The sequence below is a fragment of the Erwinia sp. Leaf53 genome, from assembly GCF_001422605.1.
Classification (GTDB): Bacteria; Pseudomonadota; Gammaproteobacteria; order Enterobacterales; family Enterobacteriaceae; genus Erwinia.
Map to the genome: position 1 here is coordinate 364,995 of NZ_LMLK01000022.1, position 12,356 is coordinate 377,350.

The 12,356-nt window shown below is 57.5% G+C and carries 12 protein-coding genes and 1 pseudogene; 10 read left to right on the forward strand and 3 right to left on the reverse strand.

Features of this window, described 5'->3' with window-relative positions; all coding sequences use genetic code 11:
* Nucleotides 1–491: 491 nt before the first annotated feature.
* The 8 genes from ASF13_RS15450 (at nt 492) to ASF13_RS15485 (ending at nt 5,584) form a co-directional block, all read left to right on the forward strand.
* On the forward strand, nt 492–1,670 hold the full coding sequence (locus tag ASF13_RS15450) for a Gfo/Idh/MocA family protein (RefSeq protein WP_056237979.1): 1,179 nt from the start codon (nt 492–494) through the stop codon (nt 1,668–1,670).
* Nucleotides 1,671–1,679: 9 nt separating this feature from the next.
* Complete coding sequence (locus ASF13_RS15455) at nt 1,680–2,621, forward strand: sugar phosphate isomerase/epimerase (protein ID WP_056237981.1); 942 nt, start codon at nt 1,680–1,682, stop codon at nt 2,619–2,621.
* Nucleotides 2,622–2,805: 184 nt separating this feature from the next.
* Entirely contained in the window at nt 2,806–3,240 is a 435-nt protein-coding gene (locus ASF13_RS15460) for a 6,7-dimethyl-8-ribityllumazine synthase (RefSeq protein WP_056237983.1), read from the forward strand.
* A 376-nt stretch (nt 3,241–3,616) separates the two neighbouring features.
* A complete protein-coding gene (locus tag ASF13_RS15465; protein WP_056237985.1) occupies nt 3,617–3,928 on the forward strand; it encodes a hypothetical protein in 312 nt (103 codons plus the stop codon).
* Between the two features lie 252 nt (nt 3,929–4,180).
* Nucleotides 4,181–4,423 carry a regulatory protein YcgZ gene (gene ycgZ / locus ASF13_RS15470; RefSeq protein ID WP_056238465.1) on the forward strand — a complete coding sequence of 81 codons (243 nt, stop codon included), beginning with the start codon at nt 4,181–4,183 and terminating at the stop codon, nt 4,421–4,423.
* A gap of 40 nt (nt 4,424–4,463) precedes the next feature.
* Nucleotides 4,464–4,754, forward strand: a complete 291-nt coding sequence (locus tag ASF13_RS15475; protein WP_056237988.1) for a hypothetical protein — start codon at nt 4,464–4,466, stop codon at nt 4,752–4,754.
* A gap of 88 nt (nt 4,755–4,842) precedes the next feature.
* Nucleotides 4,843–5,097 (forward strand): biofilm development regulator YmgB/AriR family protein, encoded by a 255-nt coding sequence (locus ASF13_RS15480; RefSeq protein ID WP_056237989.1) that lies wholly within the window; start codon nt 4,843–4,845, stop codon nt 5,095–5,097.
* Nucleotides 5,098–5,275: 178 nt separating this feature from the next.
* Entirely contained in the window at nt 5,276–5,584 is a 309-nt protein-coding gene (locus ASF13_RS15485) for a hypothetical protein (RefSeq protein WP_056237991.1), read from the forward strand.
* Nucleotides 5,585–5,794: 210 nt separating this feature from the next.
* Here the strand turns inward: ASF13_RS15485 and ASF13_RS25375 are convergent, their stop codons facing one another.
* Nucleotides 5,795–7,030 (reverse strand): hypothetical protein, encoded by a 1,236-nt coding sequence (locus ASF13_RS25375; RefSeq protein WP_369814382.1) that lies wholly within the window; start codon nt 7,028–7,030, stop codon nt 5,795–5,797.
* 212 nt (nt 7,031–7,242) lie between these two features.
* Here ASF13_RS25375 and mqo point away from each other — a divergent pair, with 212 nt between their 5' ends.
* Nucleotides 7,243–8,898 (forward strand): malate dehydrogenase (quinone), encoded by a 1,656-nt coding sequence (mqo, locus tag ASF13_RS15495; RefSeq protein WP_056237993.1) that lies wholly within the window; start codon nt 7,243–7,245, stop codon nt 8,896–8,898.
* Nucleotides 8,899–8,982: 84 nt separating this feature from the next.
* Here mqo and ASF13_RS15500 read toward each other — a convergent pair whose 3' ends face one another.
* Complete coding sequence (locus ASF13_RS15500) at nt 8,983–9,537, reverse strand: hypothetical protein (protein WP_056237995.1); 555 nt, start codon at nt 9,535–9,537, stop codon at nt 8,983–8,985.
* Nucleotides 9,538–10,277: 740 nt separating this feature from the next.
* A pseudogene (locus ASF13_RS15505) lies at nt 10,278–10,493 on the reverse strand (VF530 family DNA-binding protein); the annotation flags it as partial.
* Between the two features lie 188 nt (nt 10,494–10,681).
* Between ASF13_RS15505 and ASF13_RS15510 the strand changes: the two are divergent.
* A complete protein-coding gene (locus ASF13_RS15510) occupies nt 10,682–12,355 on the forward strand; it encodes an SrfA family protein (RefSeq protein WP_056237997.1) in 1,674 nt (557 codons plus the stop codon).
* The last annotated feature ends 1 nt before the right edge of the window (nt 12,356 follow it).

Here is a 12,356-nt window from a genome sequence, read left to right on the forward strand (position 1 = left end):
TGTTTAAAAGTACCTGCCATCCCCACGAGGCAGGGCAAATTAACTCGCCCTGCCCGGCGTTCTCATCGCATCAGTTAAAGGCTCTGCCAGCGGGCGCCGCGCACACTCAGAACAGCCCCTGTCCGACCAGAGCAGGAAGTAAGCGTTTGTCTTCCCCGGCGCAGAATCTATGCAGCAGGTAGCATCATTCGAATCTGGCGCCGTCGCGAAGCGAATATAAAAAAATACAATTATTTTTCATTACCTTCCGTTAACTTTTGCTATGAACATCTGTTTCATCCCTACTGCTGGCGCTAAATTTGCACCCGGGTGCTTTATGTTGATTTTTTGTGATCGCGCTACTGAAATCTGCATAAAGTCGATTGACGAAAATTGTGCCGTGTTGAAAAGTGCAGCTCATGACAGGCAGCGCCACAACGCTCAACCCGGTCTGAATTACGTCTTGTTGCCAACACTTTTGCACCCGGGTGCAAAGAATTAAGGAGTCACACATGCTTAACGGTGAAAGAAAAATCCCTCGCCCCCTGCGCTGGGCGATGATCGGTGGCGGTCGTCTGAGCCAGGTCGGCTATAAACATCGCAGCGGTGCCCTGCGCGATAACACCGCTTACCAGCTGGTCGCCTGCGCGTTCGATATTGACGCCGCTCGCGGCCGCGATTTTGGCGTTAATCTGGGCGTGGCGGCGGATCGCTGCTACGACACCTACCAGCAGCTGCTGGCGGAGGAAGCCAGACGGGAAGACGGCATTGAGGTGGTGACCATCGCCACGCCAAACGGCACCCACTATGAGATCGCTAAAGCCGCTCTGAACGCCGGCATTCACGTAATTTGTGAAAAGCCGCTGTTCTTCACCACCGCGGAAGCCAGGGAAATCAAAGCGCTGGCCGCGGAGAAAAATCTGATCGTTGGCGTCACCTACGGCTTCTCCGGGCATCCGCTGCTGATGCAGATGCGCGCGATGATTGCCAACGGTGAGATCGGTGAAGTGCGCATGGTCGAACTGCAGTACACCCACGGCTTCAGCGCCAACGACAGCGCCGATAAGTTCAGCGAAGCGCAGAAGTGGCGCGTTGACCCGAAAATCGCCGGGCCAACCTTTGTGCTGGGGGATATCTCTACCCACACCTTCTATATCTCGCAGCTGGTGCTGCCGGCCCTCAGGATTAAGTCGCTGCTGTGCGATCGCCAGAGCTTTATCCCTTCCCGCGCGCCGCTGGAAGACAACGCCATGGTGCTGATGCACTACGAGAACGGCGCCGTCGGCCGTATGTGGGCGTCCTCTATTAACGCCGGTTCTATGGACAGCCAGTTTATTCGCGTGATCGGCTCCCAGGCCAGCCTGGAGTGGAGCGACTACAACCCGGGCGAGCTGAAGTATGAGGTGCAGGGCCAGCCGAGCCAGATGATGCACCACGGTATGCCGTACCTGCACGAGAGCGCACTGGCCGACGAACGTTTAGGGGCGCTGCACACCGAAGGCCTTGCCGAATCCTGGGCGAATATCTACCTGAAATTTGCCATTGCCATCAGCGCCACCCAGCGCGGCGACCAGCAGACGCTGGATGGGCTGATCTACCCGGATATCGATGCCGGGCTGGAAGGAGTGCGCTGGATTGAAAACTGTGTACGTTCTGCCGACAACGGCGCCACCTGGGTTAACTACGAGTAAGGCCTGACCATGAAATTATCATTCTGTACCGACAGCCTGGGCCACCTGCCCTTTGAAGCGATGCTGGATAAACTGCTGGAGCTGGGCGTTAACGGCGTTGAAATGACCACCGGTGGCTGGTCTTCAGCACCGCACCTGCGCACCGACGAACTGCTGGCCAGCGCGCAAAAGCGCCAGCAGCTGCGGCAGGCGCTGGAGAGCCGCGGCATGGCCATCGCCGCGCTGAACGTCTCCGGTAACCCGCTTGACCCGGGTGAGCTGGGCCAGCGCCACAAAAACGACACCGAAAAAGCGCTGCAGCTGGCCGGTGAGCTGGGGGTGAAGAAGATCGTGATGATGAGCGGCCTGCCGCCGGCAAGCCCGCACGACACCATCCCGAACTGGATCACCTATACCGTCAGCTGGCCGCCAACGCTGAAAAACTGCCTGGACTATCAGTGGAACGAAGTGGCGATCCCTTACTGGCAGGGGCTGGTGCAGCGTGCGAAGGAGAACGGCGTGGAAAAATTCGCGCTTGAGAACTTCAGCTCGATGCTGGTGTGGAACCCGGAAACCCTGTTCCGTCTGCGCGACGCGGTGGGCCCGACCGTCGGCCTGAACCTCGATCCGAGCCACCTGCTGTGGATGGGCGCTGACCCGATCGCCGCCGCCCGCGCCCTTGGCCCGGCCATCCACCACGTGCACGGTAAAGACGTGCGCCTGGAGCGCGGCCTGGTCGGAATTAACGGCCTGCTGGAGACCAAACCGGTGGAAGACGTCGCCAACCGTGCCTGGAACTACGTCGCGGTCGGCTGCGGCCAGGATCTGCAGTGGTGGAAGGAGTTCTTCTCCGTGGTGCGCATGATGGGCTATAACGACTGGGTCTCGCTGGAGATGGAAGACCTGACCATGTCGGTTGAGGCCGGTGTTACCTCCTCTATCGCCGCCCTGCAACAGACCATCAGTCAGTAACTGCCAGAATGCCGCACCGGATTAACAGATGGTGCGGCGAGTAGTGCAACCATTAACTCAACATGGACATATTACGAAATAGGATGTAAAAAGGAGGCACTTTTTCTTTTAATTATAATGCCTGGTGAAAACCCGATCCGCTGCTTCGCCCGGCGGGGTTCACCGCCCTTTTCTGGAGTCATTCATGTCCGCGTTAAGAGTCGCCTTTATTAAAGCTAACTGGCACAGTGAAATTGTTTCTCAGGCGCTGGCTGGTTTTCAGCAGGAGCTGGATAGCAGCAACACCCCGTATGAACTGAAAACCTGGGATGTTCCGGGCGCGTTTGAGATGCCCCTGCTGGCACAGCGTCTGGCCCAGAGCGGCAACTTTGATGCGATCGTCTGCGCCGCGCTGGTGGTTGACGGCGGCATTTACCGCCATGATTTTGTTGCCCAGGCGGTAGTGACCGGTCTGATGCAGGCCCAGCTGGCGACTAACGTACCGGTTTTCTCCGTTTCACTGACCCCGCATAACTTCCAGCCGTCGGCTGAATTTATCGATTTCTATACCGAGCATTTTGTGAAAAAAGGCAAAGAAGCGGCGCGCGCCGTGGCTCAGATTCACGCCATTGCAATCTGATTCTCGCCCGTTGTTCTGGCACGCTGCGGCGTGCCTGAACCCTGACGCTGCCCCCGTTTTGCCCATAACCCGCTGAACGATTAGCCTTCCGTAAGCAGTACCGCTTTGCCACAGATGACAACAGGATGTCAGCAAATCCGATAGCGATCACAAAATACGATAAAGTTTACAAAAAGACCGTTACGGATCGGTCCTTTTAGTGAGACAAAAGTCTTATACAATCAAGTTGTTACCGATTACATTGCTTGATTGATAGCCCAGGGCTATGATTAGCCCAAAAACATCCAGGTAAATTGTTCGTTTGATTATAAGCGCCGTTGCTAAAATTATCGGGTAAGTCAGATGAACGTGTTGAAGCCATTGTGGAGGAGTTAATTTGTATTTTTCTGATGAAGAGACAGGTAACGTCGTCGTCGGCGAGGCCGCCATTCACCTCATCTTCAACTCGGAAGAAGTGACCCTTCGATCGCTTATCGACACCCTGCGGGAGATGGCGGAAAGTGAAGCCGACGATCTGCGCGTTATGCAGATTTATAAAGCCCGAAAATGGCTGATGGGCTTACGCGAGCCCGCCACCAGCCTGAGCCTGCCGCATGGCATGAAAACGCCGCGCAGCGCTTTACCTGCCGAGCCACCGCTGCCTGCCAGCGCCACTATGTTGAGTTTTGCTGGCGCGACCCGACGATAAAACGTCCGCTTCCCTGACCGGGTCGCATCTGATAAGCCGCCGGGTCACGGAAGACCGCACCCCCACTGTATAATGCGCACAGCGTTGCTGGCGCTCTCTCATTGTGCCGATTTAACTTATTGATTTTATGCAATAAGCACTTTTTGATCAATCGACCGCTCAGTAATCCCACAAAATCCTGTACCATTAAGACATTATTGTATAACTTTATCCCGACAGGCTGGGAAATCCCTTACGATTGAGGACGTAATGATGCGCCAGAGTGGCCATGAATCCGAAAATGCTGAAAACCACTCGCATTTTATCAGCTCCCCCTCACTACCTTCGCAACAGGAGACGATGGGGAAAATTGTGGTAGAAATTCTGCGTTCCGGTGAACCCCTGAACCGCAAATCCCTGTGCGCCCGGCTACTGGGGCATCTGGAAGCGGCGAGCAGTCAGGAACAGGAACGTCATTACCATCAACTGATTGAACTGCTTTTTGGTCGGACGTAAGGGACAGCACACAGAGACGTAGTGATACAGAGACGTAGTGATGAAGCACAGTGATGATGACAAAATGATCGATATCCTGATCGGTGAAGCGGTTCTCTCGTTGTTACATGAGAACGGCCCGATCAGCAGCGCGGCGCTGGTGGCGCGGCTGGAGCTGATGTCAGAGAATGAAGATGCCGCACAGGTTTCTTTGCTCCATCGGGCGATTGTTGAAGTGCGTGAAGGCATCTCCACCGCGCGCAACCGCAACCACGCCGAACCCAGCGCCAGTGATTCTCACCGGCACGTTTCCAGCATTAAAAACGTGCCGCAGGGCAGCAAAAAACATTAGTTGTACGCTTTATTCCGGCGACGGGCAGGATCGCCCCGCCGTACCGGTTTCGATCGCTAAACAGCACGCCTACCCATAAGAGAAGAAAATGCAGCAAGTCTACTCAGAACTCTCTGTTCTTAATTTCTTTCGTAACGCCGGTGAGTCGCTTGCTCAGGAAACCGCCCTGCTGGGTTTAGTCATCAAGAAAATCGTTGCTGCCAGCAGCGAGGTCAGTAACAAGACGGTGATTATTCAGCTGATCGCTGAACTGGATCAGAGTACCGATGAGGCTTACAACGAGGTGATCCGCAATACGCTGGAACTGGTGGTCAGCTATACCCCGGATGACCCCAGCGTTTAACCGGCGTCTGGCAAACGCCAGCTTGTCACTGAAATAGTAATCTGTCCATTTACACCTGCCCCGTGCCCGGTCGCTACATCGGGCCACTTTTCCCATTGCTCATCCTCCTATAGTGCCCTGCGGGCCACCGCCGTGGCCCGTACTCGCGGAAATGTTCCGTTCGATCCAGGAGAGAGCCATGTCAGTGAATGTGATCCCATCCGGCCTGTTTATCTATCGCTATCAGGATCGACAGATCGAGGTCAGCCCCGAACAGATGCACCACGCCAGTCCGGTTGTCTGCCCCGGTCAGTCCGCTGGCGCGGAGAACGAAACCTGGCTGTTTACCTTCTCTGCAGAGCTGGCCGACGGCAGCGAGGCCGTCTGGCAGGTTTACGTTGAGGTCGGCCCCGAGTATCCCTACGCCGTACGCTGCAGCGGCGCGCGGCTGGTGAACGGGGCCGTGGTGAAACTGGAGGATTTTAACTTTAGCTGCGGCCACGAATAGCACAATGGCCAGGTTCGCTCAACGAGCTCGCCAGGCCACTTTTTTCAGCATGATTGACGGCGTTCAGTGCCAACGCATTCCTCAGCGTTACAGAAGCTTACCTCGCCTGACTCAGCGTTACCGATCGCACTCGCCGGCCAGGGTTGCCAACGCTTTGCTGATAACCCGTTCGGTTCTGCTCCCGTTCGGTTCTGCTCCGCTGTATTCAGTCTAACGGTGTTTCTGCAGCGCAAAAGTCGGCTTGTTGCGGGTAACCGAATAGGTCACGCTCACCGGTTTGCCCGGCGTGGTGGTGACGTCCACCGAATCGATGGTTACACGACCATAGCCAAACAGCGTCTTAACGTAGCCACCCACTTTATGCTTGCCGGCGGCCATAAACAGCTGGCGTTTTTCACCTTTACCCAGGGTTCCGGCATCGGTCCCGTCGATGGTCAGCGTCAGCTTTGAGCCGTCATCGGCTTTGGTGACGACATGGGTAATACTGATCTGGGTCGGGCCGCTGCTGAACGGCGGCGCGTTCGGATCGGCTTCTGGCTTAACGTTTGCCGTACTGCTGGCCGGTGCCGAGGCGATATCGTTGCCGGCGATAACCTTCGGTGCCGAAGCGATCTCGCTGCCGGCAAGCACTTTTGCCGATGAATCCGCCGCCGGGGCTGCTGCTGCGTCAATGGCGGCAGATGGCGCGGTCACCGTACTGGCCTGGCTGGGCGTTGCCGCCGGGGCGGCAACGGTGTCAGTCCCGGACTGAGTGGCCGCCGTGGTAGCAGACGGCACCGTCTGCCCTGCGGCGTTAGCCGTTATGGCCGTTCCTGCTGAACCTGCTTCGTTAGCCGCTGTGGCCGCAGCTGTTGTCGCTGCGGGCTGGCTGGCGCTACTGGCAGCGGGTGCCGTCGTTCCAGCGGCAGGCGTGGCGGTCGCCGCTGCTGCGGTCTCACCGCCGGTCGCTGGCGTTACGGATTCGGTACCCGGTGCGGCGATCGGACGCGACATCGATCCGACGGCGGCCTGCCCGGCTGCTGCGCCGCTGCTGCCGCTGGCCTGAGTAGCGGTATCACCAGCCGCTGCCGTATCTGCCGGTGTTGCTGCCCCGGCGGCCTGCTCTGTGGCCACGCTGCTGCCGCTGGCCGCGTTAACGGCCTGTGTGCCGGAGGTTTCGTCCGGCTGGATGGCGACCCAGCCCGTCGACGGTTGCTGTGTACCGCCGGCGGATGAGGATGCCCCACCCTCCACCGGGGTTATGGTGGCGCTGGCGGAAGTGTCCACCGGCTGAGCACCGCTCACCGCAGCGGTTTGCGCTGCGGGCGTAGTGTTTTCAGCCGACGCCGGGCTGGAGGCCTGAACGGGGGCCGGTGCCTGCGACAGGGTAGTCAGGCTGCTGATGCTGGTGCAGCCGCTCAGCACGCAGGCGGCGGAAATAAGGGTCAGAGCAGAACGACAGGACATGATGACGCAACTTCCTTAGCTAAAAATTTAACAGCGCATGATAACGCGCCCGGGACAACGACAACAGCATGACAGCGTTCGGTTTACTCTGATTTACGCCGCTTTTAGCGCAGCGGACGCCTTTCAGCCGGGCTGTTCTGCTGGCAACCTAAAACAAAGTGCGTTAAAATATTTTTTCATTTTTTAAAAAAGTATTGATGCGTGTTATAAAAATGTCGAATTCTCCTAAATTTATTCCCCTGCTTTCTCTCTCAGCGCTGCTGGTCTGCTCCAGCCTGCATGCTGAAACGCCAGCCACCCCTAAGACCGACGTTCTGCTGATTGGCGGCGGTATCATGAGCGCCTCACTGGGCACCTGGTTACAGGAACTGCAGCCTGGCTGGAAACAGCTGATGGTTGAGAAGCTGGACGGCGTGGCGCTGGAATCCTCTAACGGCTGGAACAATGCCGGTACGGGCCACTCGGCCAATATGGAGCTGAACTACACGCCGCAGCGCGCCGATGGCAGCATCGACGTGACTAAAGCGCTGGAGATCAACGAACAGTTTATGATCTCCCGCCAGTTCTGGACCGCACAGGTCAAGCGCGGCATCCTTAACAACCCGCATTCGTTCATCAACTCCACGCCGCACATGAGCTTCGTCTGGGGCGACCAGAACGTCAGCTACCTGACCAAGCGCTACGAAGCGCTGCAGCAGACCACCCTGTTCCAGGGCATGAAGTTCTCTACCGATCAGAACCAGATCAAACAGTGGGCTCCGCTGGTGATTGAAGGTCGCGATCCGCAGCAGAAAGTGGCGGCCACCTGGACGCCGGCCGGTACCGACGTTAACTACGGCGAGATCACCCGCCAGCTGATCGGCAGCCTGAAGAAAGACACCAACTTCACGCTGGAAACCTCGGCCGAAGTGACCGACTTCAAGCGCAACGACGATAACTCCTGGCATGTGACCATCACCGACGTGAAAAGCGGTAAAGAGCACGCGGTGGACGCGAAATACGTGTTTATCGGTGCCGGCGGCGGCGCGCTGAAGCTGCTGCAGAAAACCGGTATTCCTGAAGGTGAAAACTACGCCGGTTTCCCGGTGGGTGGATCCTTCCTGGTGACCGAGAACCCGGAGCTGACCAGACAGCACCTGGAGAAAGTCTACGGTCAGGCGTCGGTTGGCGCACCGCCAATGTCAGTACCGCACCTCGATGCCCGATTCCTGGACGGTAAGCGCGTGGTGCTGTTTGGGCCATTCGCCACCTTCTCCACTAAGTTCCTGAAAAACGGTTCGCTGTTTGACCTGCTGAGCACCACTACCACCAGTAACGTTATGCCGATGACCCACGTGGGTATGGACAACTTCGATCTGGTGAAATACCTGATCGGCCAGGTGATGCTGAGCGATGACGACCGCTTTGAGGCGCTGAAGGAGTACTTCCCGAACGCGCGTAAAGAGGACTGGAAACTGATTCAGGCCGGTCAGCGCGTGCAGATCATCAAGAAGGACGCGGATAAAGGCGGCGTGCTGAAACTCGGTACCGAAATAGTTACCGACCAGCAGAAAACCGTAGCGGCCCTGTTGGGTGCCTCCCCGGGCGCATCCACCGCCGCACCTATTACCCTGAACGTGATGAAGAAGCTGTTCCCTGAGCAGTTCAACTCACCAGAGTGGCAGAGCAAGATCCGTGGCATCATCCCAAGCTACGGTCAGGAGCTGAACGGCAACGTTGGCCTGACCCAGCAGGTGTGGAACGACACGGCTGCGACCCTGCAGCTGGTCACCCCTCCGGTGATTGATATGAACCACGCGGCTCCGGCTGCTGATGCTGCCCCGCAGCAGAAGCGCGCCGACAGCCCGCAGCACGATATGGCACTGTAACAGCGTCAGGCGCCCCCGCGTTACGCGGGGGCGCTGAATTTCTCCTCGGCAATCTTATCAAATTCCACAGGCACGGGCCGACGTTTAAGCGTTTTTGGGTGGTTTTGAACTATCAATAGCCTCACAGTCTGCTAAAACCCGAAGCAACTGCGCAGTGTCCTCAAAAAAATCTGATTGTTTGATAATAATCGTGGGAGCGGTGGGTAGAAGCACTTCCAACTCTGACTCAACGTTATCCATAATGGGCTTTAGCACTTCCAAATCTCTGTCCATTAATTTTTTTGCTTCCTCAATGGAGTCAATACCATGATGAATTCTTTCAAGCAACCCTATTTTTGTAGCTAAGAAACTACCCTCTCCATAAATATCTGAATAATTACGATTGAGCACTTTACCTGCAGTATCTATAAGAAATCCTGAAACTTCTTTTAAGATTTCATCTTTTCTGTTTGCTTCACTGTTATCAACAACGGTGCGAATGTTAAAAAAACCCTGCAAAATGTCAGTATGTTTTGAGATACGACCCGACAGATCTGATCCACCTGAAAAACGGACGCTTATAGACCTTAATAACAGGTATAACTCATTTAGCGGCATCGCATCTCGAAACTTGTTAAACGTTTCGTAGTCTTCACTCATACCTATTGCATACTTTTCAATGTCGCCATTTTCAATATGAATTTCAATTTGATGATGAAATCCGTAAATTAAATTCAGAGCCTTTTCATTGCAGTCATTTGAGCAGTAGATGTGGTAGGTAAAATTTTTAGGGGTTGGGATAAGTGAAGGATCTAAAATTGAATGCAGTAGAAGTTTAATGAGTTCTTTTAATACCTGGGGGACTGAAAACTCGCATCCGTGGGTGTCGGCTTATAACCAACAGAACTCTCTTCTTGAAGCTGCTTAGCTGGAACTTCATAACGCAAACCTCACCTCCAGTGATTATTTTTGAATTAAAACTATCCTGCAAGCAGCTATTATAGCGCTTGGATTTGAAATGCACGCGGCACCTTATGCTCTTCCACTCTGGTCAGCGGCTGGCCGGTGGCACGGTCCAGCACAAACAGCTGGCCGGCCTTTTTCCGCTGAAGAAATAGCGCTGCCTGTTATTATTCTTTCCGCCATCTACTCCACGGGTCTTCAGCCGGAGGCTCGGGGCTTTTTTTCACCGCCGCCTCACTGGCGGGCGCGCGGGCACCTTGCTTAGCAGGATCGCCAGGCGGCGTGGCATGCTGTTGCACAGCAGAACCGGCTGGCGGGGTAACATCTGCGCGATCGGCACAGCTCGCTGGTTCAGCGCCGCGAGACGGACGGCCGGCAGGCGGCGAAGCCTGCTCTGCGGGATGAGCAACCGAAGGTCTGGCATGGCGCTGCAGTGCGTCCTGTAAGGCCAGGTATAACGCCTCAACTTCCGCGCGTGCCCACGGGGTACGCCGCAAAAACTTCAGGCTGGATTTGATGCTGGGGTCGCTTTTAAAGCAGTTGATGTTGACCCGCTGCGCCAGTTCAGCCCAGCCGTAACGCGCAACCAGCGCATTCAGCAGGGCCTCGAGCGTAATGCCATGCAGGGGATCTTTTGAGCCAGGATTCGTCATTTCATTCCGGTCAGTTAGCGTGTGGGACGCACACCATACTGAGCGCCTCTGGCTTATGCAACGACCTATGCCGCAAGTACTCGGCAGTTTCACCGCTTATTTACGCATTTGATTTAAGTCGCTCCGGCTAAAGTAGGCTGATTACACGTGGTTTTTTCTAACGAACTCTGACTATAAGGCCTTATTGCGTGGCAAAAATCTTCTTACGCAGCGGCAGCCTGGATGCGCTGCTGGCCCTCGGTGAAAATGGCCAGCCGCTGTGGCTTTCTGCCTTACAGCTGCGGGAAACGCTGCGCCTGCGCCAGCAGCCGCAGATTGCCGACTGTCTGGCGATCCCCCAGCCTAACGACGCCGGCGATCGCCTCGACTGGTATTCACCGGTCAGCGGCAAAGTCACCTCCTGGGCCGCCGCCAGCAACGGCGCGCGGGCGGCGGCGCTGACCCAGCTGCGCGCCTGCCAGCAGGTGATGCTCCAGCTCAGCGAACAGGCCTGTGCCTCGGCGAAACCCAGCCAGCGGCTGTTTGGCGCGCTGCTGAGTAAGGCGCTGCAGTTCCCCGATGAGTTTCACGTCTACCTGGTCGGCGGCAGGCCGGTGATCACCTTCTGGGGGTTTGTCAGCCTGGAAAAACGCGCGCACAAAGACGCGCTGGACTGCCTGCAGCTGGCGGAAGAGGACGAAATGCCAGCGCTGGGGCTGTCCCGCCTTGCGGCCCCTGCCGCGCTGGCCGCCTCGGCCGCGCCTGTCGCCCCTGCGGCGGCGGCCGCTGCGACGCCAGCAATCCCCCCAGCGCCCTCTGCCCCCCCGGCCAGCCTGTCTGAACCGCTGGTGATGCCCGCTATTCCACCGCTGCAGATCGTCGATGAGCCGGAAGAGGCGGTAAATACCGTTACAGAATCCGCACCGACGGCAGCGACCAGCCCGGCGGCGAGCCGCTCGCGCGGCGGTATGCGCTATATCTGGGCGCTGCCGGTGGTGGCGATGCTGGTCGCCATCGGTGTGCAGTGGCTGCCACCGATGGGCGACGCTGAGCCGCAGGCTTCGGCCCCGGCGGCGCAACCTGCCGCGATGCCGGCGGATTCGGCTTCGGCTTCGGCACAGCCTGCTGCTGCGTCTGTCCCTGTTTCAACCGTTGCTCAGACCACGACGCCAGCTGCAGCTGTTACAGCTTCTGCACCAGAGACTACCCCGTCCGCAGCCGCGACGGCGGCTAACGCCAGCCCCGCACCGGCCACCTCTGAGGTTCAGCTCGCAGCATCGGCATCCGTCGGTCAGCCGGCAGCGCCAGTGGCCGGACAGGCTTCTGCCGGCACGGTACAGAGCACCGCAACCGCCCTTTCTCCGGCCACAGCCGCAATGACTCAGGGCGCAACCGCCACAACCGGTGGCACGCTGCCGCTGGCCCCGGCCACCTACGCCGCACCGGCGATCGCGCCGGAACCAGAGCCGGAAGCCGATCTGCCGCCGCCGGATAAAGATGACCTGGTGCTGCCGGCGGAGGCGGTCAGACTCGGCTCGCCGAAGTTCCTTAACGGCAACTGGCGAGTGATCGTGCAGCAGGCTGCGCCGCTCACCGGCCGCCCGCCACAGCTGAAATACCAGCTGCGCAACGGCACGGGCACCGCGCGCATCACCCAGGGCGACGGCGTCACCTGCCGCGCCGACGTTGAGGCGGCGGTGATGCCGTCCGGCAATCTGGTGATTAAAAGCCGCAACACCGCCCGCTGCAGCGACGGTACGCGCTATCGCATGCCGGAACTGTTGTGCCGCCAGGGCCTGACCGGCGCCGCCCAGTGTAACGGCAGCTATAACGACAGTAACAATACGGTGCTGCCAATGACCATGAAACGTGAGACCCGATAAT